Below are 23,142 nucleotides of genomic sequence, written 5' to 3'. Positions count from 1 at the left end.
GTGAGCAGAGCACAAGCGTGCGCGGACCAGCTCAGCCGGAGTTGCGCAGCGCGGTGGCGACGCCGTTGACGCTCAGCTGGATGCAGCGGCGCACCAGCTCGTCGTCGTCCCCCTCGCGGCGGCGGCACAGCATCTCGACCTGCAGGTGGTGCAGCGGCTCCAGGTAGGGGAACCGGTTGCGGATCGACCGGGCCAGCGACGGGTTGTCGGCCAGCAGCTGCTCGTCGCCGGTGACCGCCAGCAGCATCCGCACCGTCCGCTCGTGCTCGGCGGTGATCTGGCTGAACACCCGGTCGCGCAGCTCCGCGTCGGGCACGAGCTCGGCGTACCGGGCGGCCAGCTCCAGGTCGGTCTTGGCCAGCACCATGCCCATGTTGGACAGCACGGTGCGGAAGAACGGCCACCGCGTGTGCAGGTCCTGCAGCTGGGCCAGCCGCTCCGGCGAGCCGTCGACCCACGACTCCAGGGCCGTCCCGGTGCCGTACCAGCCGGGCAGCATGATCCGGGCCTGCGACCAGCTGAACACCCACGGGATCGCCCGCAGGTCGGCGATCTTGTCCCCGGCCTTGCGGGACGGCGGCCGGCTGCCGATGTTCAGCTCCGCCAGCTCCCGGATCGGGGTCGCGGCGCGGAACCACTCGACGAAGCCCGGCGTCTCGTGCACCAGCGCCCGGTAGGCGCCCTGCGCCCGCGCCGCCAGGTCGTCCAGCAGCGCGTAGACCTCCTCGGCGTCCGCACCGAGGCCCTCGATGTCCAGCAGCGTCGACTCCAGGGTGGCCGCGACCAGCGCCTCCAGGTTCCGGCGGGCCAGGTCGGGTGAGGCGTACTTGGCCGCGATCACCTCGCCCTGCTCGGTGATCCGCAGCGCCCCGGCGACCGAGCCGGGCGGCTGCGCCCGGATCGCCTCGTAGCTGGGGCCGCCTCCCCGGCCGACGGTGCCGCCGCGGCCGTGGAACAGCCGCAGCCGGATCCCGTTGGCGCGGGCGACCTCGACCAGCGCCAGCTCGGCCCGGTACAGCGCCCAGTTGGCGGCCAGGTAGCCACCGTCCTTGTTGCTGTCGCTGTAACCGAGCATCACCTCCTGGTCGTCGCCGCGGTTGGCCACCAGCGCCCGGTACAGCGGCTGGTCCAGCATCGCGGCCAGGATCGTGCCGGCGGCCTGCAGGTCACCGATCGTCTCGAACAGCGGGGAGATGCCCACCGAGCAGGTGGGACCGACCCCACCGTCCGGAGTCAGGGGGCCCGGGTCGAGCAGCCCGACCTCCTTGAGCAGGACGGCGACCTCCAGCACGTCGCTGACCGACTCGCACATGCTGATCACGTAGTTCGGGATCGCCCGCGGGCCGAGCAGCGCCACCTGCTCGGCGGCCGCCACCAGCAGGTCCAGCTCGCCGCGGGCCAGCTCGGAGAGCTCGGCGCCCGGGCGCACCAGCGGCCGGCGCAGCTGCAACTCGCCGGTGAGCAGCTCGACCCGGGCGGCCTCGTCCAGCGCCGCGTAGTCCTCGCACACCCCGGCCCAGGCCAGCAGCTCGCCCAGCACCTCTTCGTGCACCGCGGAGTTCTGCCGCATGTCCAGCCCGCACAGGTGGAAGCCGAAGACCTCCACCGCGTCGCGCAGCCGGGCCAGCCGGTCGTCGGCCAGCGCACCGGCCCCGTGGCTGCGCAGCGAGGCGTCGACCGTGGCGAGGTCGGCGATCAGCTCCTCGGGGAGGGCGTAGGGCGGCAGGTCGACGTCCGGCTCCTCCCCCGGCACCGCGCCGAGCACCCGCCGCGCGGTCGCAGCCAGCCGCCGGTAGACCCCGCGCAGCGCGCGCCGGTAGGGCTCGTCGCCGCGGAACGGGGAGTCGTCGCCGGAGGCCTCGGCCAGGGCGTACAGCTCGTCGGTGGGCGTCACCAGCCGGTCGGACATCGACAGCTCGTCGGCCAGGCAGATCAGCTCGGCGAGGTGGTGGCGCAGCGCCGTCTCCGCTTGCCGGGTGGTGGCCCGGCGGACGGCGTCGGCGGTGACGAACGGGTTGCCGTCGCGGTCACCGCCGATCCAGGAACCGGGCTGCAGCATCGGGGTGGCGAGCAGGTCGGCGTCCGGCCAGCGCGCGCGCAGGGCCTGGCGGAGCTCGGTGTTGATCGCCGGGACGACCTCGAACAGCGACAGGTCGTAGTAGCGCAGCGCCTCGTCGATCTCGTCGGCCAGCCGCAGCCGGGACAGCCTCAGCAGCGCCGTCTGCCAGAGGGTGAGCACCTCGCGGGACAGGTGCGCCGCCCAGGCCCGCTCGTCGATCCCGTACGGCCCGGCGTCGTCGCGCTGTCGGATCAGGTCGGTCACCTGCTGCTGCACCTGGGAGATCGTCCGGCGGCGCACCTCGGTCGGGTGCGCGGTGACCACCGGGACGACGAGCGCCCCGGCCAGTTCCCGGGCCACCACGTCGCCGTCGAGGCCTGCCTCGTCCAGCAGGTCCAGCGACGCCGCCAGGCTCCCCTTCTGCGGGGGTGAGCCCTCCCGCCGGTGGTGCCGGCGGCGGCGCTCGTGGTGCACGTCCTCGGCGATGTTGGCCAGCAGCGAGAAGTGGCTGAACGCCCGCACCACGTGGTTGGCCTCGTGCAGGTCGAGCTGGGCCAGGCGGTCGGCGAGCTCGGAGCGGCCCACCTCGGAGCGCCGGATCCGGAACGCCTCGACCCTGGTGGCCTCGACCAGTTCCAGCACGTCGGCGCCGGCCTGCTCCCCGATCACCTCCCCGAGGACCCGGCCCAGCAGTCGGATGTCGGCCCGCAAGGGCTCGTCGGTGCGGTCGTCCGGGTCGGTGGGACCCCCGGAGGGGCGCAGGTCGGCAACGTCGACGGTGGCTTCGGACACGGGGGCAGTATCCGCAACCGGTGTGACGGCCCGGTGTCCCGGGGAGGATGGGCGGGTGATCCGACTGCAGGCGACACCCACCAGCCCCGTCCCGGCCGAGCACGGAGAGGGCCCGATCTGGGACGCCGCCGCCCAGGAGCTGCTCTGGGTGGACATCACCGCGGGGCTCGTCCGCCGCGGCACCGTCAGCGGGGACGACGTCGTCCCGGTGGCCGAGCACCGCGGCGGTGCGACGGTGGGCTTCGTCGCCCCGGCGGCCGCCGGGGGCTGGCTGCTGGGCGCCGGGGCGGGCTTCACCCGACTGGCCGCCGACGGCACCGCGGAGGTCCTCATCGAGCTGGCCGGGGAGGGTGGCTCGGAGTCCGCCGGCGGCACCCGGATGAACGACGGCGCCTGCGACCGGGCCGGCCGGTTCTTCGCCGGCACCATGGCCTTCGACGAGCAGCCCGGGGCCGGCAGCCTCTACCGGCTCGACCTGGACGGCACGGTCAGCACCGTGCTCGACGGTCTCACCATCTCCAACGGACTGGGCTGGTCGCCCGACGACCGCACGGTGTACCTCTCCGACTCCGGGCAGCAGGTCGTCTGGGCCTTCGACTACGACCTGGACACCGGCGCCTTCGGGCAGCGCCGGGTGCTGCTGGACTTCAGCGAGGACCCCGACGGCGTCGCCGACGGCCTCACCGTGGACGACGAGGGCTGCCTCTGGACGGCGCTGTGGGGCGGCGCGCAGGTGCGGCGCTGGTCCCCCGAGGGCGAGTTGCTCACGGTCGTCGAGGTGGACGCGCAGAACACCACCAGCTGCGCGTTCGCCGGCGACCTGCTGGCGATCAGCACGTCGGTGCACGGGATGGACGACGCCACCCGGGCCGCCCAACCCGACGCCGGCCGGCTGTTCACCGTGCGGCCCGGCGTGAGCGGCCCGCCGGCGCACGCCTACCGCGGCCCGCTCAGCGGCCTGCGCCAGCGCTGACCGCCCCGCCGTCCCGCCCCGGGTCGGGTGAGCTGACCCGGGGCGGACAGCGGCGTCAGGCCTTCTCGGCGGCCAGGGCCTCGCGCAGCTTCAGCCGGCCACCGGTGCGGAGCAGTGCACCGGCGTAGATCCGCCCACCGATCCGGACGATGACGGCGATCGCCAGGACCATCAGCAGGACGGCGAGCCCGACCTCCCACCACGCGGCCTCGCCCGCGGCCTGCCGCACCGGCATCACCATCGGGGACAGGCCCGGGACGTAGGAGGTCACCGTGGCCATCGTGCTGCCCGGGTCCTGGGCGGCCTGCAGGGCGATGACGAACCCGACCACCAGCAGGATGGTCGTCGGCGTCAGCACGCTGCCCAGGTCCTCCTGCCGGCTGACCAGCGAGGCGGCCACGGCGAACACCGCGGCGTAGAAGGCGTAGCCGATCACGAACCAGGCCAGCACGTTGAGCACGGTGCCGATCAGCTGCCCCGGCAGGTCGATGACGTCGAAGGCGAGCGCCCCGGCGACCCCGACCACGGCGATCACCGCGGTCTGCAGCAGCCCGAGCGCCCCCAGGCCGATGATCTTCCCGGCGAGCAGCTGCCACGGGCGCATGGTGGCCAGGAGCAGCTCGACCACCCGGCTCGACTTCTCCTCGACGACGCCCTGCGCGACGAACTGCCCGAAGAGGATGAAGAGGAAGTACAGCAGCCCCACCCCGAGCAGGGCGACGATCGTGGCCTGCGAGCGGTCGTCCTCGGCGCCCTCCAGGGCGACGACGTCGACCTCCGGGGCGGGGTCGAGCTGCACCCCGGCCTCGCTGAGCTGGTCGGCCACCGAGAGGGCTGCCAGGGCGCTCTGCACGAGGTCCTCGGCGCTCCCGCCCGCGGTCTGCACCAGGAGCTCGGGGCGGCTGCCGGTCGGGTCCAGCAGCGCGGCGTCGACGTCCTCCTCCGCCACGGCGGTGCGGGCGGCGTCCTCGTCGGCCAGCTGGACGACCGTCACCTCGGTGTCCAGCGCCTGGCCCTGCTGCTGCAGCACCTGCTCGACGGCCTGGTCGCCGCCGACCAGGCCGATCCGGCTGGTCGACTCCCCGCCGCCGATGAGCACCTGGAAGACCATCAGGCCGACGATCAGCAGGATCAGCACCGCGGAGCTGATCAGGAAGCCCTTGTCCCGGATCCGGGTGGAGATCTCCCGGCCGGCCACCAGCCGGACCAGCTGGGCCGGGCTGTGCGGCGTGATGTCGCTGGACGCGGGGGCGGTCATGCCGCCACCTCCCGGGTGTCGGTGACGGCGTGCCGGAAGAGCTCGACCAGGGTCGGCTCCCGCCAGGCGAAGTGGGCGACCCGGCCGGTGGCCAGGGCGGCGGCGAGCACCTGCTGGTCGTCGGCGCCGGGGGCGAGCTCCAGCACGGTGTCGCCGCGCTGCTCGGAGACCACCCGCACGCCGGGGACGGCAGCGGCCCAGCCGGCCGGCGCGTCCGGGGCGACGACGCGCAGCTGCCGGCCGGCGGCCGCGGAACGCAGCTCGTCGACCGTGCCGCTGGCGACGATCTTGCCGCGGGCGAGGATGCCGACCGCGTCGCACAGCCGCTCCACCAGGTCCAGCTGGTGACTGGAGAAGACGACGGGCACCCCGCGCCGGCACTGCTCGAGCAGCGCCTCGGCCAGCGAGTCGACGCCCACCGGGTCCAGCCCGGAGAACGGCTCGTCGAGGATCAGCACGTCGGGCTCGCTGACCAGGGCCGCGGCCAGCTGCACGCGCTGCTGGTTGCCCAGCGACAGCTTCTCCACCCGGTCGCCGCGCCGCTCCCCCAGACCGAGCCGCTCGGCCCAGTGCTCGGCGGCGCGACCGGCGGCGCGGGCGTCCAGACCGTGCAGCCGGGCGAAGTAGCTCAGCTGCTCACCGACCTTCATCTTCGGGTAGAGGCCCCGCTCCTCGGGCATGTAGCCGATCCGGCGACGGACGATCTCGTCGACCGGCCGGCCCGACCAGCGGACCTCCCCGGCGTCGGCGCGCGCGAGCCCCATGGCGATCCGCATCGTGGTGGTCTTCCCCGCCCCGTTGGACCCGCAGAAGCCGAACATCTGGCCCGGGGCCACGGTGAAGGTCACCCCCTCGAGCACCTGGTTGCTGCCGTAGGCCTTGTACAGGCCGTCGAACTCGAGCACTGCTCCTCCGGTGTCCGTCGTGTGCGGGCAGCCACTTGCCATCCGCAACGAGTGGGAGCCTGGCGCATCACTTTCCAGATCGTCAAGTGAACAGCTGATCTCGGGCTGCGGTGGCGCCCCCGGTCGGGTGTCATCGACCCATGAGCGAACGCAACCACCCCGCCCCGGTGCCCAGCGGCGTGGGCCTGGCCGGGCTGCGGGAAGCGGCGGCCGGCTGCCGGGCGTGCGAGCTCGGTGAGCCGGCCACCCAGACGGTCTTCGGCGAGGGCCCGGAGACGGCGCGGGTCGTCTTCGTCGGCGAGCAGCCCGGCGACCAGGAGGACCGCACCGGCGAGCCGTTCGTCGGCCCGGCCGGGAAGCTGCTGGACCGGGCGCTGACCGATGCCGGCATCGACCGGCGCGACGCCTACGTGACGAACGCGGTGAAGCACTTCCGGTTCAAGCCGACCCCCAAGCGCCGGATCCACCAGTCCCCGGGGGCCGAGCACCTGATGGCCTGCCGCCCGTGGCTGGAGGCGGAGTTCGCCGTCCTCCAGCCGGAGGTGGTGGTCTGCCTGGGCGCGGTGGCGGCCAAGGCGCTGATCTCACCGTCGTTCCGGATCACCCGCGAGCACGGCCAACTGCTCCCGTGGACCCCACCGGGCGTCCGCGCTGCGGAGGCGGCGCTCCCCGACGCCGACCAGGACGAGGACACCCCGCACCAGACCTGGGTGCTCGCCACGACGCACCCCTCGGCCGTGCTCCGGACGCCGGACGACGCCCGGGCCGCCGCCTACGACGCCCTCGTGACCGACCTCCGGACCGTCGCCCACGCCCTCGCCTGACATCCGAGCGGGGCCAGAGTCGCGATCTTGGCCCCCCGGGTGTCAGTCCTCCTCGGGCTCGGGGTGGCGGGCCCCGGCGGAGAGCTCGGTCCCGGCCTCGACCGTCGCCCGCCGGCCGACCAGGGTGATCGCGCCGTCCCCGCCGACCGTGGCCCGCTCCCCCACCGTCACCCCGTCGTCCAGGACGGTGCGGGTGACGGTGGCCCCGGCGCGCACCCGGGCGCCCGGCAGCAGCACCGAGTCGATGACGGTCGCCCCCGCCTCGACGATCACCCCGGGCGACAGCACCGAGCCGCGGACCTCCCCGGCCACCCGGGTGCCCCCGGAGACCAGGGTGTCCTCGACCACCGCCCCGCGCAGCAGTCGCGCGGCGCTGTGCCGGCCGCCGCGGGTGTGGATCGGCCAGCTCGCCTCGTCCAGGTCGATCGGCGGCTCCTCGCAGCGGAACTCCCGGTGCGCCTCCCAGTAGGACTCGACCGTGCCGACGTCCCGCCAGTAGCCGTCCAGTGGGTACGCCCGGGCCAGGCCGTCCTTCGTCTGCGCCGGCAGCAGGTGGGTGCCCAGGTCCTCCAGGCCGTCCTCGCCCACCTGGTCCTGGATCGCCTCGAGCCGGTCGAGGGTCTCCTCCGGGGAGAACACGAAGACCTCGTTGGTGGCGGTCGTCGTCGCCGGCTCGTCGGGCTTGTAGGCGTAGTCGGTGACCTTCCCGTCGTCCGCGGTCCGGACGATGCCGTACCGGGCGGCGTCGTCCGGCTCGACCTCGGTGGTCACCATCGTGACCTCCGCGCCGGAGCCCAGGTGGGCGTCGACGACGGCGCGGTAGTCGAGCTTGTAGACGGCGTCGGAGCTGACCACCACGAGGGCGTCGGCGCCGAACTGCCGGATGAGCTCGGCCTGCCGCCAGAGCCCGTCGGCGGTGCCCATGGTGAAGCCGCCGCGCTCGCTGCCCTGGAACGGCGGCAGCATCAGCAGCCCGCCGGTGGTGCGGTCCAGGTCCCACGGGCGGCCGCCGGCCAGGTGCTCGTTCACCGACTGCGGCTGGTACTGCTCGGACACCCACACGTCGGGGATCTGGGAGTGCTCGCAGTTGGACAGCGGGAAGTCGATGAGCCGGTAGACGCCGGCGAACGGGACGGCGGGCTTGGCCCGGGTCTCGGTCAGCAGCTCCAGCCGGCTGCCCTTCCCACCGGCGAGGACGAGGACGAGGACCCGCGGGAGCGCCATGCCCGGCACCTACCCGCCCGCCGGCGGCTCACCCCTCCGGCGGCGCGGCGTGCTCCTCGGCCAGCCGGCGGCGGGCGGCCCGGGCCACCTCGTCGGCCCGGGACGCCCGGAACAGCCAGAACGACGGGACCGCGACGGCCACGACCGCCATGGCGACCACGATCACCACCCCGCCGGAGACCATCGCCGCGGTGACCCCGACGCTGCTGGCCATCAGGCCGGCGCGCAGGTCGCCCAGCCGCGGCCCGCCGGCCACGACCACGATGAACACGCCCTGCATCCGGCCGCGCATCTCGTCCGGTGCCGCCGTCTGCAGCATCGCCGAGCGCAGCACCGCGCTGACCATGTCGCCGGCGCCGGCGACGGCGAGGCAGAGCACCGCCAGCCAGAGCGTCGAGGCGAGTCCGAACCCGATGATCGCCACGCCCCACACGGCGATGGCGGCCAGCACGACGGCACCCTGCCGGTCGACCCGGCTCACCCAGCCGGAGGTCAGCCCCATCAGCAGCGAGCCGATCGACACCCCGGCGAACAGCCAGCCCAGACTGTTCGCGTCGCCGCGGTAGACCGTCTGGGACAGCTCGGGGAAGACCGCCTGCGGCCAGGCGAACAGCATCGCGATGAGGTCGACGACGAAGGTCATCAGCAGCACCGGCTGGGTGCGCAGGAAGGCGAAGCCCTCCCCCACCCCGCGCACGGCTGCGCCGAGCCGCAGCGGGCCGGAGACGCCCTCCGGCGGCAGCGGCGGCAGCCCGCGCAGCAGCAGGACGGCGGCGACGAAGCCGATCGCGTCGATCGTGTAGACGATCGAGAGGTCGCCCAGGCCGATCAGCAGACCGGCCAGCAGCGGCCCGACGACCACGCCCGCCTGGCGCACCGTCATCGCCAGTGCGTTGGCCGCGGCGACCTGCTCCGGCCCGACCAGCGCCGGGATCACCGCACTGCGCGCCGGCTGGTTGACCGCGGCGAACGCGGAGACGGCGGCGGCCAGCAGCCACAGCACGCTGATGTGCCCGTCCCCGGGCAGCAGCGCCTGCACGGCCAGCAGCGCACTGGTGACCGCGGCACCCGTCGAGCTGATCAGCATCAGCACGCGGCGGTCCATGGCGTCGGCGATCGCCCCGCCGAGCAGTCCGAACACGACCAGCGGCACCAGCGCGACCACCGAGGTGAGCCCGACCATCAGCGAGGAGCCGGTCAGCTCGTAGACCTGGTACGGGACGGCGACCAGCGTCATCTGCTGGCCGAGCATCGTGACCGCGACGCCGCCGAAGACCCGGCGGTAGGCGCGGTTGCGCAGCGGCGTGGTGTCCAGCGCCCAGCCGCGCCGACGGGTCACCGGCTGCGGCTGCTCCACCGACAGTCCGCCCTCGACCGGATCCACCGGCTCCACGCCACCACCAAAATGGCCATTTTGGTGGTCTGGGTGGTTCGGGTCCGTCACGGGGCGAGGCGCTGCACGAACCAGCCGCCGCCTTCCTCGTCATCGCGCACGAACACCAGCCGGTCGTGCAGGCGGTCATGGCCGCCCTGCCAGAACTCCACCCGCTCGGGCAGCACCCGGTAGCCGCCCCAGTTCTCCGGGCGCGGCAGCTGCCCGGGCGGGGTCTGGGCGTCCAGCTCGGCCACCCGGGTCCGCAGCAGGTCGCGGGACTCCACCACCGTCGACTGGATCGAGGCGGCGGCGGCCAGCTGCGAGCCGCGGGGCCGCGGGTCCCAGAGCAGGTCCGAGGCCGTCGGCCCGATCCGTTCGACGGCACCGGAGACCCGGACCTGCCGCTGCTGGGCGTGCCAGGGGAAGACCAGCGCCGCCCGGGGGTTGACAGCGAGCTGGGCGGCCTTGGCCGAGGCGTAGTTGGTGCCGAAGACGAACCCGTCGACGTCGTAGCCCTTCATCAGCACGACGCGGGCGTCGGGCATGCCGTCGGCGTCCGCGGTGGCCACCACCATGGCGTTGGGCTCGGGCAGCTCGGCGGTGACGGCGTCGGCGAACCAGCGGTCGAACTGCTCGACCCAGGTGGCTGCGAGCCCCTCCTCGCCGAAGCCGCCGTCGTCGTAGTCCCTGCGCATGCGGATCAGGTCGGCCACCGGCCCATGCTGTCACCGTTGCAGCGCGCACCGCCCGCTGGCCGGGAGCCGGGGTGCACCCCGGGGTCGGCCAGCCCCTAAGTTGAGGCTCGTCGTGCGCTGACCAGCGTCCGTCCCCACCCGCGCGCAGAGGAGCATGCGAGATGGCCGACGACTTCGTACCGGGCCTGGAGGGCGTCATCGCCTTCGAGACCACCATCGCGGAGCCGGACAAGGACGGTGGGGCGCTGCGCTACCGCGGCGTCGACATCGAGGACCTGGTCGGGAAGGTCACCTTCGGCAACGTCTGGGCGCTGCTGGTCGACGGGGAGTTCGGCCCCGGCCTGCCCCCGGCCGAGCCCTTCCCGATCCCGGTGCACACCGGCGACGTCCGGGTCGACGTGCAGGCCGCGCTGGCGATGCTGACCCCGATCTGGGGCTACCGCCCGCTGCTGGACATCTCCGCCGAGGAGGCCCGCGACGAGCTGGCCCGCGCCGCGGTCATGGCGCTGTCCTACGTGGCGCAGTCCGCCCGCGGCATCGGGATCCCGGCCGTGCCGCAGAAGCGGGTCGACGAGGCCTCGAGCATCGTCGAGCGGTTCATGGTCCGCTGGCGCGGCGAGCCCGACCCGCGGCACGTCGCCGCCGTGGACGCCTACTGGACCTCGGCCGCCGAGCACGGCATGAACGCCTCCACGTTCACCGCCCGGGTCATCGCCTCCACCGGCGCCGACGTCGCCGCCTCGCTGTCCGGGGCGATCGGGGCGATGTCCGGCCCGCTGCACGGTGGCGCCCCCTCCCGGGTGCTGCACATGCTGGACGGCGTCGAGGCCTCCGGTGACGCGACGCGGTACGTCAAGGACCTGCTCGACAAGGGCGACCGGCTGATGGGCTTCGGGCACCGCGTCTACCGCGCCGAGGACCCCCGCGCCCGGGTGCTGCGCCGTGCCGCCGAGGAGCTCGGCGCACCCCGCTTCGAGGCCGCCCTGGCCCTGGAGAAGGCGGCGCTGCAGGAGCTGCGCGAGCGTCGTCCCGACCGGCCGATCGAGACCAACGTCGAGTTCTGGGCGGCCATCGTGCTGGACTTCGCGGAGGTGCCCAGCCACATGTTCACCTCGATGTTCACCTGCGCGCGCACGGCCGGCTGGTGTGCCCACATCCTGGAGCAGAAGAACACCGGCCGGCTGGTGCGCCCGTCGGCCCGCTACATCGGGCCCGACCCGCGCAAGCCCGAGGCCGTCAAGGGCTGGGACACCATCCAGACCAAGACGATCAGCGAGTAGAAGGACCCCGCTGCCCCCCACCACTCGCAAGCTCGCGGCGGGCCCCTGCACCGGGGCCACACAGACGACCGGAGGACGACGACCATGAGCATCACGATCCCCACCGACCTGCTCCCCCGGGACGGCCGCTTCGGGTGCGGCCCCTCCAAGGTCCGCCCCGAGGCGCTGCAGTCCCTGGCCACCTCCGGGGTCGGCCTGATGGGCACCTCGCACCGGCAGGCGCCGGTGAAGGGCCTGGTCAGGCGGGTCCGGGAGGGCCTGTCCCAGCTCTTCGACCTGCCCGACGGCTACCAGGTGGTGCTCGGCAACGGCGGGACGACGGCGTTCTGGGACGCCGCCACGATCGGCCTGATCCGGCAGCGCAGCGCGCACGGCAGCTACGGCGAGTTCTCCGCGAAGTTCGCCTCCGGGGTCGCCGAGGCGCCGTTCCTGGACGCCCCGGTGATCTCCAAGGCGGCGCCCGGCTCGCTGGCGCTCCCCGAGGCCGAGGCCGGGGTGGACGCCTACGCGTGGGCGCACAACGAGACCTCGACCGGGGTCATGGCGCCGGTCTCCCGCCCGTCGGGGATCGACGCCGACGCCCTGGTGCTCATCGACGCGACCTCCGGCGCCGGCGGGCTGCCGGTCGACGTCGCGCAGACCGACGTCTACTACTTCGCCCCGCAGAAGTCCTTCGCCAGCGACGGCGGCCTGTGGATCGCGCTGATGTCGGCCGCGGCCCTGGAGCGGGTGGCCGAGATCAAGGCCTCGAGCCGCTGGATCCCGGGTTTCCTGGACCTGTCGATCGCCGTGGACAACTCCGGCAAGGACCAGACCTACAACACCCCGGCGGTCGCCACGCTGTTCCTGCTGGCCGACCAGATCGAGTGGATGCTGGGCCTGGGTGGGCTCTCCGGGGCCGTGGCGCGGAGCGAGGAGTCCTCGAGCCGGCTCTACGGATGGGCGGAGAAGACCTCGTACACCTCGCCGTTCGTCGCCGACCCCGAGCAGCGCTCCTTCGTCGTCGGCACGGTGGACTTCGACGAGTCGGTCGACGCCGCACTGGTCGCTGCGACGCTGCGTGCGCACGGCGTCGTGGACGTCGAGCCGTACCGCAAGCTGGGCCGCAACCAGCTGCGGGTGGGCATGTTCCCGGCGATCGACCCGGACGACGTCAGCGCGCTGACCGCCTGCATCGACCACGTCGTCGGCCAGCTCTGACGGCCCCGTCCTCCGCGCCCCGGCTCGCCAGGGTGCGGAGGACGAGGTCCGTCAGGGCAGCAGCCAGGTGTCCTTGCTGCTGCCGTCCAGCACGGCTGATCCGTCGGCCAGGGCCATCCGGGTCCACGGCGCGGGCAGTGCCCGGGTGGTGGCACCGGCGACGGTGAACACCCGCAGCCCGGCGGCCCGCGGCACCAGCGCCCCGTCGACGACGGTGGGCACCGTGGAGCCGTCGACCGGCTCCTGGGCGATGAAGCGGTGCGGGGTGGCCGCCACCTCCGCCTGCAGCTCGGCGAGCTCGGCCGCCGAGCAGCGTGGCCCGACCACCACCCCGAAACCGCCGTACCCGTCGACCGGCCGCACGACCAGCTCGTGCAGCCGGTCGCGCACCTCCGCGAGGTCGGCGTCGTCGGCCAGCAGCCAGGTGCGCACGGTGTCCAGCACCGGCTCCTCGCCGAGGTAGAACCGGATCAGCTCCGGCAGGTACCGGTAGGTGGCCTCGCCGTCGGCCACGCCGTTGCCGGGGACGTTCGCCAGCGCCAGCTCCCCGGCCCGCACCGCGGCGCCGAGCAGCGCGTCCAGCGGCGCGCCGCTGGGGGTGAGGTGCGCGGCCAGCCCGGCCTCGTCCAGCTGACGGTGGAGGACGTCGACCCGCAGCCGCTGCCCGCCCACCTGGACCGCCACTCCCCCACCGCGAGCCGGCCAGAGGGTGTCCGGTGTGGCGATCGGGACGTCCATCGCCGCGGCCAGCAACCGGTGCTCGAACCAGCTGCTGCTGTGCGGCCCCTCGGAGAGCAGGGCCAGCTGTGGGGTCCCGGTGCAGGCCGGCGGGGCGGCCTCGGCCAGCGCGGCGTGCAGCAGCGACACCGCCTCGCCCGGGTCGGTGAGCCCCGCGACCTCCGCCGCGGCGTGCAGCTCCGGCAGCGCGGCCCGGCCGCTGACCCGGTCGCTGATCGCGTGGCCGATGCCCGAGGGCGTCGACGTGTCGTCCGCGACCGCCACCCACCCCCCGGGGCCGTGCCGCAGGTCCAGGCCGGAGACGGTGGCCCGCGACTGGCCGGGCACGGCCAGGCCGGCCGCCGAGGCGCGGAGCCCCGGGCTGGCGGCGACCACCCACGCCGGCACGACGCCGGCACGGACCACCTCGGCATGCCGGTCGGGGTCGGTGCGCCGCCGCCCGGCCGGGCGGTAGACGTCGGCGAGGAAGGCGTTCAGCGCCCGGTGCCGCTGCTCGGCGCCGCGGGCGACGGAGGACCAGTCGGCGGCCGAGAGCAGGCGGGGCACCGGGCACAGCGGGAGCGGCCGCTCCTGCAACCGGCCGTCGACGTGGCCGCCGACCACCACACCGCGGTCCCGGCGCTCCCGGGCCACCGCGTCGACGAGCGCGCCGATCCCGCCGGGGCCGAGCCCGTCGAGCACCTGCAGCACGGGCCGGTAGGCCGGCCGGAGCGAGCCTGCTGCGCCCACCGCCTCGTCGCGTGCCGAGCCGGGGTAGGGCGCGAAGACGCCGGAGGCGTCGGTCATCGCGGGCTCACAGCCAGCGATCGAACCACTCCGCGACCCGCTCCGACAGGTGCAGCAGGTTCTCCCGTCCCACGATCGTGTGACCCTCACCCCGCAGGAGGAGGAGCTCGACCGGGGCGCCGAGGGCGGTCAGCTCCTGGTGCGCCTGGATCGACTCCAGCACCGGCACGTTGGTGTCCCGGTCGCCGTGGGTGAGCAGCACCGGGGACCGGAGCCGGGCCAGCGCGGTCATCGGGGAGATCGCGGCCAGCATGTCCCGGTCGGTCACCGGGTCGCCGTACTCGGTGACCGAGGCCGCCGCCATCCACGGTTCGGTGCCGGCGAAGAAGGTGCGCAGGTCGCTCATCCCGGCCAGCGTCGCGCCGGCGGCGAACAGGTCCGGCCAGCGGGTGAGCGCCACCAGCGTCAGGTAACCGCCGTAGGACCAGCCGTGCGCACCGACCCGGCCGGGCAGCGCGATCCCCTCGGCCACCAGGTGCTCGACGGTGGCGACGACGTCGGTGAACGACTCCTCCCGTGCACCCAGGTCGTCGGCGGCCATGAAGGCCCGGCCGTACCCGCCCGAACCGCGCACGTTCGGCGCGAAGACGGTCAGCCCCACCGCGACCAGCGACTGCGCCACCGGGTGGTAGTCCGGGCGCTCCTGCCCCTCCGGGCCACCGTGGAAGCTCACCACCGTGCGGTTGGGGCCGGTCAGCCCCGGCGGGGTGTAGAGCCAGCCGTCCAGCTCGGTGCCGTCGGCGGCCGCGTAGCGCAGCCGGACCGGCGTGACCAGCAGGCGCAGGTCGGGGTGGCGGGGCGTGCTGGGCAGCGGCACCGGCTCCCCGTCGACGTCCAGCGGGACCGACCACAGCGACCGGGGGGAGGTGGGGCCGGTCAGCTCGGCGAGCAGCGTCCCGCCGTCGGCCGAGAGCGACCAGCCGGGCATGACCGGGTGCGGCAGCGCCACGGCACGCAGCCGGCCGCCGTCGGTGAGGTCCCGCAGCTCCAGCTCGGTGCTCCCGTCGGCGTTCCAGACGCACAGCACCGTGCCGTCGGCGCGCACGGCGTAGGAGTCCAGGTCCGCGTCGGGGCGGGCGAGGAGCACCTGGGCCGGGCCCGGCTGCCGATCGGCGTCCAGCGGGACGCGCACCAGCCCCGTGCGGTCGCTGCGCGGCAGCCCGGGCCGCGCCGGGAGGGCGGCGCGGAGGAAGACCGCCGAGCCGTCCGGGGCGAACCGGCCGTCCTCGGAAGCGCCGCCGCCGGGGTCGGTGAGCGGGATGACCCGCCGCTGGACGCCGGTGGCGACGTCGACCAGCACGATGTGCCGGTGCCCGCGCGGACCCCGCCGGGCCAGCACCGTCCGCTCGTCCGCGGAGACCGCGGTGACGGCGAGGAAGCCGCCGGTGGCCAGGGTGCGGTGGGCGCCGCTGACCACGTCGACCAGGACGACGTCGGCGCCCGGGCCGTCACCGGGGGCGATCGAGCAGACGTAGTGGCCGCCTGCGGTCCACCCGCCGGCGAACACGGTGGCGCGTGGGTCCTGCCCGGCCACCAGGTGCCGGTCGGTGCCGTCGGGCCGCACGGCCCACAGCTGCGCACAGATGGAGCCGCCGGGGCTCACCAGGTAGGCCAGCCACTCGCCGTCCGGCGACCACGCGACCGAGACGACCTCCTCCTCGGCACCGGACAGCACGGCGGGCGGGGTGTGCTGGTCCAGTGCCGCGACCTCCAGCCGGGGGACGCCGGAGCGGTCGCTGACGTAGGCCACCCGATCCCCCGTCGGCGCCAGGCTGGGGCACCAGGCGCCTGACACGCCGGCGATCTCGGCGACGGCGAGGCGGACCTCCGTGGGGAGCCCCGCCTCGCGCAGCACGTCGGTCATGGCACCTCCTCGGTCGGGGATCGGTGGGTCGGCGCGGCGGGGTCACGTCGCCGGGACCACGCCGTCCGTCGTCCCCGAGTGCAGCAGATGCCCCCGTGGTGCTGTTCCACGCCGCGCCGTGAGCGCGGCCACCTCAGGTCAGCGGATGCCGTGCCGCTGCAGCCACAGCTCCAGCAGCCCGACCTGCCACAGCTGGTTGGCGCCCAGCGTGGTGCGGTGGCTGTTCGGGTCGGCGAGCAGCCGTGCCACGTAGTCGGTGCGGAACAGGCCGCGTTCCCGGGCCTCCGGTGCGTGCAGCGCCGCGCGCACCGTCTCCAGGTAGTCACCGTGCAGGTCGGTGATCGCCGGCACCGGGAAGTAGCCCTTGGGCCGGTCGATCACGTCGGCGGGGATGACCGCGCGGGCGGCGTCCTTGAGCACGCCCTTCCCACCGTGGGCCAGCTTGAGCTCCGGCGGGACGGCGGCGGCCAGCTCCACGAACTCGTGGTCCAGGAACGGCACGCGGGCCTCCAGGCCCCAGGCCATCGTCATGTTGTCGACCCGCTTGACCGGGTCGTCGACCAGCATGATCGTCGAGTCCAGCCGCAGCGCCTTGTCCAGCGTGGTCTCCGCACCCGGCCGGGCGAAGTGCTCGGCGATCAGGGCCCGGCTGACGTCGTCGGTCACCATCCAGCGCTCGCCGAGCTGGGTGGCCAGCTCGGCGTGCGGCCGGTCGACGAAGACCCGCGCGTAGGCGTCGACGGCCGCCTCAGCCGGGACGCCGTCCAGCGGCGGGTACCAGTCGTAACCGGCCATCACCTCGTCGGCACCCTGGCCGCTCTGCACCACCTTGACGTGCTGGCTGACCTGCTGGGAGAGCAGGTAGAAGGCGACCGCGTCGTGGCTGACCTGCGGCTCGCTCATCGCCGCGACCGCACCGTCCAGGCCGGCGTGCACGTCGGCGCTGGGCACCATCAGCCGGTGGTGGTCGGTGCCGAAGGTCTCGGCGACCACGTCGGAGTACGCGAACTCGTCACCGGACCGCTCGCCCACGGCCTCGAAGCCGATGGAGAACGTGGCCAGGCCCTTCTGCCCCTCCTCGGCCAGCAGGCCGACGACGAGACTGGAGTCGATGCCCCCGGACAGCAGCACGCCCACCGGGACGTCGGCGACCATCCGCCGGCGCACCGCCACGCGCAGCTGCTCCAGCACCCGCTCCTGCCACTCGACCGCATCGAGGCCGGCGAACTCGGCCCGCCGCTCGTGCACCGGGCGCCAGTACTCCCAGTCGGACTCCCGGCCGTCGGCCTCGTAGGTGCGCACCGTGGCCGGCGGCAGCTTGCCCACGCCGGCCAGGATCGTCCGCGGCGCCGGGACGACGGCGTGGAAGGACATGTAGTGGTGCAGCGCGACCGGGTCGATGCTGGTGTCCACGCCCCCGGCGCGCACCAGCGCGGGCAGCGAGGAGGCGAACCGCACCCGGCCCGGCCCGCGGCTGAGGTACAGCGGCTTGATCCCGAAGCGGTCGCGGGCCAGGACCACCCGGCCGGAGTCCCGCTCAACGACCGCGAAGGCGAACATCCCCAGGAACCGCTCGACGCAGGCCGCACCCCACCGGTGATAGGCCTTGAGCACCACCTCGGTGTCGGAGGTGGAGAAGAAGCGGTAGCCGGCGCCCTGCAGCTCGGCGCGCAGCTCCTTGTAGTTGTAGATGATCCCGTTGAAGACCATCGTCAGCCCGAGCTCCGCGTCGACCATCGGCTGGGCGCCGGCGTCGGTCAGGTCGATGATCTTCAGGCGCCGGTGCCCGAGCGCGACCGGCCCGGCCTGCCAGCCGCCGGAGCCGTCCGGCCCCCGCCGCTGCAACTGGTCGCACATGGCGCTGACCGCCGCCATGTCGGCGACCCCGCCGTCGAACCGGACCTCACCCGAGATGCCGCACACGTGCGCCCCTCCCCTGTTCCTGTGGTGCGGCGCCGCGCTGCGCCGGTTCGCTGTCCCGCCGTCCCCCTCGGCACGTGGCCGAGCGGGTCCACCGGCTGCCGAAGTGTCCATTCTGGTCGGTGCGGCGGGGCGCGGCGACCGGGCCTCCCGGTGAGCACGTGGCGGTCTCGGGCGCCGCTGTCGAGCCGACGCGCCGTACCGGGCGTGTCGGCGGCGCAGGCCCGCGGGTGCGCCGTTAGCGTTGCGTCGGTCTGCGAACCGCGCCGAACCCTCCTGGAGGTCGCTCCCATGCGCTCACTGCGCCTCGTGGCGCTCTCCGAGGACGGCGCGCACCTGGTGCTCGCCGCGGATGCGCCCGACTCCACCGACGACGAGCGCTTCGAGCTGCCCGTGGACGACCGGCTGCGGCAGCTGCTGCGTGCCGGCGCCCCGGCCCAGCCCCCGGCCCAGGTGGCCCACGACCTGCCCCCGCGGGTCATCCAGGCCCGGATCCGGGCCGGCGAGACCCCCGAGCAGGTGGCGCACGCCTCCGGCACCCGGGTCGAGCGGATCATGCGCTTCGCCCACCCGGTGCTGCAGGAGCGCGCCCGGGTGGCCGAGCAGGCCCGCGGCGCCCGGGTGCGACTGTCCGAGGGCACCCCCAGCGTGCCCCTGGAGCAGTTCATGTCCGAGCGGCTGCGGCTGCTCGGCGCCGACCTGGAGGCCGTCCGCTGGGACGCCCATCGCGCGGAGGACGGCACCTGGCAGGTGCAGGCGGACTGGGAGGCCGGCGCCAAGTCCGGCAGCACCCGCTGGAGCTACGACCTGCCCGCCCGCACCGTGACCCCGGTCGACGCCACGACGATGGACTTCGCCGAGGGCACCCGGCTGGTCCGGGTGGTCCCCGACGTCCCGGCCGGCCTGCCCGCCGCGCCGGTCTCCCGCCGGGGGATCTCCGTGCTCCGCGACGAGGAGGACGTCGAGGTCGAGGCGGCCGGTGACGACGGCGCCGAGCAGGACACCGAGACGGACGACGAGGCGCCGGAGGCGGTCACCGCGGACCCGCTCCCCGTCGACCCGCTCCCCGTCGACCCGCTCCCCGTCGACGAGGTGCCCGAGGACGACGTCGCCCTCCCCGGCGAGGAGCACCCGGCCGACGGGCCGCCGCGTCGCAGCGCCTACGACGCCGTCGACCCCGACAGCCAGGACACCGCGGTGCTGGGCAGCTTGCTCGACGGCGAGACCGAGGACCCGCGCGCCCGCATCCCCGCCTGGGAGGACATCGTCTTCGGGGTCCGCCGGAACCGTTGAGCCCGGCGGATCGGCTCGGCCCGTAATCCGTTCGTCCCCGTCGGTGCCCCGGCATAGCCTGACCCGGCCATGACCGAGTCCGCCGCCGCTGCCGCCGCCGATGACACCCGGGGCCGGCTCTCCGCGCTCACCCGGCTGCTGCCCTTCGCCCGCCCCTACCGCGGGCTCATCGCGCTCACCTTCACCGGCGCACTGCTCGCCACCCTCGCCCAGCTGGCCGTCCCGCTGCTCACGCCGGCCATCGTCGAGGGGCCGATCGCCCGCGGCGACCGTTCCGCCCTGATCCCGCTGCTCGCCCTGGCGCTGCTCTTCGGCGTCGCCGAGGCAGCCCTGTTCTTCCTGCGCCGCTGGGCGATGAACATCAGCAGCCTGCAGATCGAGCGTGACCTCCGCGACACCCTGTACCAGCGGCTGCAGCGGCTGCCGGTGGCCTTCCACGACCACTGGTCCTCCGGTCAGCTGCTGTCCCGGGCCACCTCCGACGTCTCCACCATCCGGCGCTTCGTCGGCTTCGGCGCCGTCTTCCTGATCGTCAACCTGCTCACCTGCGTCGTCGTCGGCGTGCTGCTGGTGGTCACCTACTGGCCGCTGGGCGTCGCGGTGCTGGCCACGACCCTGCCGCTGGTCTTCTTCGGGCTGCGGTGGGAGAAGCGGTACAACGCCGAGTCGCGGCTGGTGCAGGACGAGCAGGGCGAGCTGGCCACCGACGTGGAGGAGGCGGTCCAGGGCATCCGGGTGGTCAAGTCCCTCGGCCGCAGCGGGATGGTCTTCGGCCGCTACGACCGCAAGGCCCTGCGGCTGCGCGACCTGGAACTGGGCAAGGTCCGCACCCTGGCGCTGATCTGGTGCCTGTTCGAGTTCCAGCCCCAGATCACCCTGGCGGTGATCCTGGTGGGCGGGTCGCTGGCGGTCAGCAGTGGTGCCCTGACCGTCGGCGGGCTGATCGGCTTCGTCGCGCTGTTCACCGTGCTGCTGTGGCCGATCCTCTCCCTGGGCTTCCTGCTCGCCCAGGCCCAGGAGACGGCCAGCGCCTGTGACCGGATCGGCGAGCTGCTCGACGCCCCGCTGACCGTCACCGACTCCCCCGGCGCCCGGCCCGCCGCGGTGGGAACGCCGGCCCGGTTGCGCTTCGAGCACGTCGGGTTCCGCTTCCCCGGCGCCGGCGACCCGGTGCTCACCGACGTCGACCTCGAGGTCGAGCCCGGCGAGACGATCGCGCTGGTCGGTGCTACCGGGTCGGGCAAGACCACCATGACCGCCCTGGTCGCCCGGCTCTACGACGTCACCGGCGGTCGGGTCACCCTCGACGGGCACGACGTCCGCGACCTCCCGCTCGCCCAGCTGCGCACCGTCGTGGCCACGGCGTTCGAGGAGGCGACGCTGTTCTCGATGAGCGTCCGGGAGAACGTCACGCTGGGCCGGCCGGACGCCGGGGACGCGGACGTCGCCGAGGCGCTGCGGGTGGCCCAGGCCGACTTCGTGCACGACCTCCCCTGGGGCCTGGACACCCGGATCGGCGAGCAGGGCCTGTCGCTGTCCGGCGGACAACGGCAGCGGCTGGCGCTGGCCCGAGCGGTGCTCGGCCGGCCGTCGGTGCTGGTGCTCGACGACCCGCTGTCCGCCCTCGACGTGCACACCGAGGCGCTGGTCGAGCGCGCGCTGCGCGAGGTGCTCGCCGAGACGACCGCCCTGGTGGTCGCCCACCGGGCGTCGACCGTGCTGCTCGCCGACCGGGTGGCCCTGCTGGAGGAGGGCCGGATCACCGCCGTCGGGCGGCACACCGACCTGCTCGCGCAGGTTCCCGCCTACCGGGCGCTGCTCTCCTCGGAGTCCGAGCTGGCCGGCCTGACCGATCCGGGGTTCGCCGATCCCGACCTGAGCGGGGTGGGCTGCCCATGACCACCCCGGGCACCGGCGCAGCCGTGACCACCACCACCGGTGCACCGGCCGACGCGCACGCCGACTGGCGAGGCGTGGCCGGCGAGGACGCCGACGACCTCGACACCTCCGCCAGCTCCTTCCTGCGCGGCCGCTCCCGGCGACTGCTCGGCGAGCTGCTGCGCCCCCACCGGCGGGTGCTGTGGCAGCTGCTGGCCGTGATCGTCGTGCAGAACCTGGCCTGGCTGGCCGGCCCGCTGCTGATCGGGATCGGCATCGACGTCGCCGTCCCGGCGCTGCTGGACGGTGACCCCTGGCCGCTGGTCTGGATCACGGCGGCCATGGTCGCCGCGGCCGTGCTGGACGCCGCACTGCGCTACCGGTTCCTCATCGGCTCCGGGCGGGTCGGCCAGGCGGTGCTGCTCACCCTGCGGCGGCGGGTGTTCACCCATGTCCAGGGGCTCCCGCTGTCCTTCCACGAGCGGTACACGTCCGGCAAGACGATCAGCCGGCTCACCAGCGACGTCGAGGCGCTCGCCGAGCTGCTGGACGAGGGGCTCGACGGGCTGCTCACCGCCCTGTTCAGCGTGGTGTCCATCGGCGTCCTGATGTTGGTGCTCGACCTGCCCCTGGGCCTGGTCGCGCTGCTCGGCCTCCCGGCGCTGTACCTCGTCGGCCGCTGGTTCCAGCGCAGCTCCACGGTGGCCTACCGGCGCACCCGGCAGAGCATCGCCGCGCTGATCGTGCAGTTCACCGAGACCTTCGGCGGCATCCGGGCGGTGCAGGCGTTCCGCCGGGAGCCGCGCAACGACGGCCTGCACGCCGAGCTGAACGAGGCCAACCGGCAGGCCCACCACCGCGCCTTCTGGCTGATCGCCGTCTTCGTGCCGACGGTGACCATGATCGGCAACCTGGTCACCGTCGCGGTGCTCGGCTACGGCGCGGTGCGGGTGATGGACGGCGACCTGGAGGTCGGCTTCCTGCTGTCGTTCCTGGTCTACCTGCGCCGCTTCTTCGACCCGCTGCAGGACATCGCGATGTTCTACAACAGCTACCAGTCGGCGAGTGCGGCGCTGGAGAAGCTGTCCGGCGTCCTGGAGGAGCGCTCCAGCGTGCCAGAGCCGGCCGATCCGCTGCCGCTGCCCTCGCCCACCGCCGGGGAGGTCGTCTTCGACGGCGTCCGGTTCGGCTACGGCGGCGCGACCGTGCTCCCGCAGCTGGACCTGACGATCCCGGCCGGGCAGACCGTCGCGCTCGTCGGGGCGACCGGCGCGGGCAAGTCGACCCTGGCCCGGCTGGCCGCCCGGTTCTACGACCCGGGAGCCGGTCAGGTGCGGCTGGACGGCGTCCCGCTGGACCGGCTCGCCGACGCCGACCTGCGCCGGGCGGTGGTGATGGTGACCCAGGAGAGCTTCCTGTTCTCCGGGTCGATCGCCGACAACATCTCCTTCGGCAAGCCGGACGCCACCCGCGCCGAGATCGAGGCGGCGGCCCGGGCGATCGGGGCGGACGCCTTCATCCGGGCGCTGCCGGAGGGCTACGACACCGAGGTCGCCAAGCGGGGCGGCCGGCTGTCGGCCGGTCAGCGCCAGCTGGTCAGCTTCGCCCGGGCGTTCCTCGCCGACCCCGCGGTGCTGGTCCTCGACGAGGCCACCAGCTCCCTGGACGTGCCCAGCGAGGTGCTGGTCCAGCGGGCGCTGCAGACGCTGCTGGCCGACCGGACGGCGCTGATCATCGCCCACCGGCTCTCCACGGTGGAGATCGCCGACCGGGTGCTGGTGATGGAGGCCGGCCGGGTGGTCGAGGACGGCTCCCCCGCCGAGCTGGTGGGCGGCGCCGGCCGGTTCGCCGACCTGCACCGCGCCTGGGCCGACAGCCTCGTCTGATGAAGGGGGAAGGACCCCGTCCTCCTCACCCCTCGCACGCTCGGGGCGAGCCTCTGGACGGGGCCTGACCCACCACCAGCAAGCTCGCGGCGGGACCCGGGAGGGGGCCGGAGGAACAGGGCGTCGCGGGTGATCGTTCCGGGTAGTACGCCGGTCGTCGTCCTGATGGATGCGAAGGGTGGCCGGAACGTC

General features: G+C 74.3%; 16 protein-coding genes. 7 read left to right on the top strand and 9 right to left on the bottom strand.

Translation table 11 applies throughout. From position 1 onward, the window contains the following. Positions 1–31: 31 nt before the first annotated feature. Positions 32–2,851: a phosphoenolpyruvate carboxylase gene (gene ppc, locus O2W16_RS16335; RefSeq protein ID WP_269159872.1), complete on the bottom strand. Its 2,820-nt coding sequence runs from the start codon at positions 2,849–2,851 to the stop codon at positions 32–34. A 55-nt stretch (positions 2,852–2,906) separates the two neighbouring features. On the opposite strand from ppc, the gene O2W16_RS16330 reads away from it, so the two are divergent. After that, complete coding sequence (locus O2W16_RS16330) at positions 2,907–3,824, top strand: SMP-30/gluconolactonase/LRE family protein (protein ID WP_269159871.1); 918 nt, start codon at positions 2,907–2,909, stop codon at positions 3,822–3,824. 55 nt (positions 3,825–3,879) lie between these two features. Here O2W16_RS16330 and O2W16_RS16325 read toward each other — a convergent pair whose 3' ends face one another. Both O2W16_RS16325 and O2W16_RS16320 read right to left on the bottom strand, forming a co-directional pair. Beyond that, positions 3,880–5,082, bottom strand: a complete 1,203-nt coding sequence (locus tag O2W16_RS16325) for an ABC transporter permease (protein WP_269159870.1) — start codon at positions 5,080–5,082, stop codon at positions 3,880–3,882. Next, the gene (locus O2W16_RS16320) at positions 5,079–5,987 is read right to left on the bottom strand and encodes an ABC transporter ATP-binding protein (RefSeq protein ID WP_269159869.1); all 909 of its coding nucleotides are present in this window, start codon (positions 5,985–5,987) and stop codon (positions 5,079–5,081) included. Before O2W16_RS16320 ends, O2W16_RS16325 begins: the two co-directional genes overlap by 4 nt. Before the next feature lie 140 nt (positions 5,988–6,127). Here O2W16_RS16320 and O2W16_RS16315 point away from each other — a divergent pair, with 140 nt between their 5' ends. Beyond that, positions 6,128–6,811, top strand: a complete 684-nt coding sequence (locus O2W16_RS16315) for a UdgX family uracil-DNA binding protein (RefSeq protein ID WP_269159868.1) — start codon at positions 6,128–6,130, stop codon at positions 6,809–6,811. Positions 6,812–6,853: 42 nt separating this feature from the next. On the opposite strand, the gene O2W16_RS16310 is transcribed toward O2W16_RS16315, so the two are convergent. From O2W16_RS16310 to pdxH, 3 genes are read right to left on the bottom strand one after another with little or no spacing between them, the layout of a single operon-like run. Beyond that, on the bottom strand, positions 6,854–8,035 hold the full coding sequence (locus tag O2W16_RS16310) for a glucose-1-phosphate adenylyltransferase family protein (RefSeq protein WP_269159867.1): 1,182 nt from the start codon (positions 8,033–8,035) through the stop codon (positions 6,854–6,856). A 28-nt stretch (positions 8,036–8,063) separates the two neighbouring features. Further along, positions 8,064–9,479: an MFS transporter gene (locus tag O2W16_RS16305; RefSeq protein WP_269159866.1), complete on the bottom strand. Its 1,416-nt coding sequence runs from the start codon at positions 9,477–9,479 to the stop codon at positions 8,064–8,066. Continuing rightward, positions 9,476–10,123 (bottom strand): pyridoxamine 5'-phosphate oxidase, encoded by a 648-nt coding sequence (gene pdxH / locus O2W16_RS16300; RefSeq protein ID WP_269159865.1) that lies wholly within the window; start codon positions 10,121–10,123, stop codon positions 9,476–9,478. Before pdxH ends, O2W16_RS16305 begins: the two co-directional genes overlap by 4 nt. 143 nt (positions 10,124–10,266) lie before the next feature. Between pdxH and O2W16_RS16295 the strand changes: the two genes are divergently transcribed. Next, positions 10,267–11,385 carry a citrate synthase 2 gene (locus O2W16_RS16295; RefSeq protein ID WP_269159864.1) on the top strand — a complete coding sequence of 373 codons (1,119 nt, stop codon included), beginning with the start codon at positions 10,267–10,269 and terminating at the stop codon, positions 11,383–11,385. Between the two features lie 84 nt (positions 11,386–11,469). Beyond that, on the top strand, positions 11,470–12,585 hold the full coding sequence (gene serC, locus O2W16_RS16290; protein WP_269159863.1) for a phosphoserine transaminase: 1,116 nt from the start codon (positions 11,470–11,472) through the stop codon (positions 12,583–12,585). Positions 12,586–12,636: 51 nt separating this feature from the next. On the opposite strand, the gene O2W16_RS16285 is transcribed toward serC, so the two are convergent. The 3 genes from O2W16_RS16285 to O2W16_RS16275 form a co-directional block, all read right to left on the bottom strand. After that, the gene (locus tag O2W16_RS16285; RefSeq protein WP_269159862.1) at positions 12,637–14,109 is read right to left on the bottom strand and encodes a circularly permuted type 2 ATP-grasp protein; all 1,473 of its coding nucleotides are present in this window, start codon (positions 14,107–14,109) and stop codon (positions 12,637–12,639) included. Positions 14,110–14,116: 7 nt separating this feature from the next. Next, complete coding sequence (locus O2W16_RS16280; protein WP_269159861.1) at positions 14,117–15,973, bottom strand: S9 family peptidase; 1,857 nt, start codon at positions 15,971–15,973, stop codon at positions 14,117–14,119. 138 nt (positions 15,974–16,111) lie between these two features. Further along, positions 16,112–17,896 (bottom strand): N-acetylglutaminylglutamine amidotransferase, encoded by a 1,785-nt coding sequence (locus O2W16_RS16275; RefSeq protein WP_269159860.1) that lies wholly within the window; start codon positions 17,894–17,896, stop codon positions 16,112–16,114. Between the two features lie 288 nt (positions 17,897–18,184). Between O2W16_RS16275 and sepH the strand changes: the two genes are divergently transcribed. The 3 genes from sepH to O2W16_RS16260 all read left to right on the top strand — a co-directional run bounded on the left by sepH (position 18,185) and on the right by O2W16_RS16260 (position 22,950). After that, positions 18,185–19,186: a septation protein SepH gene (gene sepH / locus O2W16_RS16270; RefSeq protein ID WP_269159859.1), complete on the top strand. Its 1,002-nt coding sequence runs from the start codon at positions 18,185–18,187 to the stop codon at positions 19,184–19,186. 69 nt (positions 19,187–19,255) lie between these two features. Continuing rightward, positions 19,256–21,085, top strand: a complete 1,830-nt coding sequence (locus tag O2W16_RS16265; RefSeq protein WP_269159858.1) for an ABC transporter ATP-binding protein — start codon at positions 19,256–19,258, stop codon at positions 21,083–21,085. Continuing rightward, complete coding sequence (locus O2W16_RS16260) at positions 21,082–22,950, top strand: ABC transporter ATP-binding protein (protein WP_269159857.1); 1,869 nt, start codon at positions 21,082–21,084, stop codon at positions 22,948–22,950. The genes O2W16_RS16265 and O2W16_RS16260 overlap by 4 nt, the downstream gene beginning before the upstream one ends. Positions 22,951–23,142 lie beyond the last annotated feature (192 nt).

This window comes from Modestobacter sp. VKM Ac-2984, assembly GCF_026967985.1.
GTDB lineage: Bacteria > Actinomycetota > Actinomycetes > Mycobacteriales > Geodermatophilaceae > Modestobacter.
This window is presented reverse-complemented; position numbering and strand designations above follow the sequence as displayed.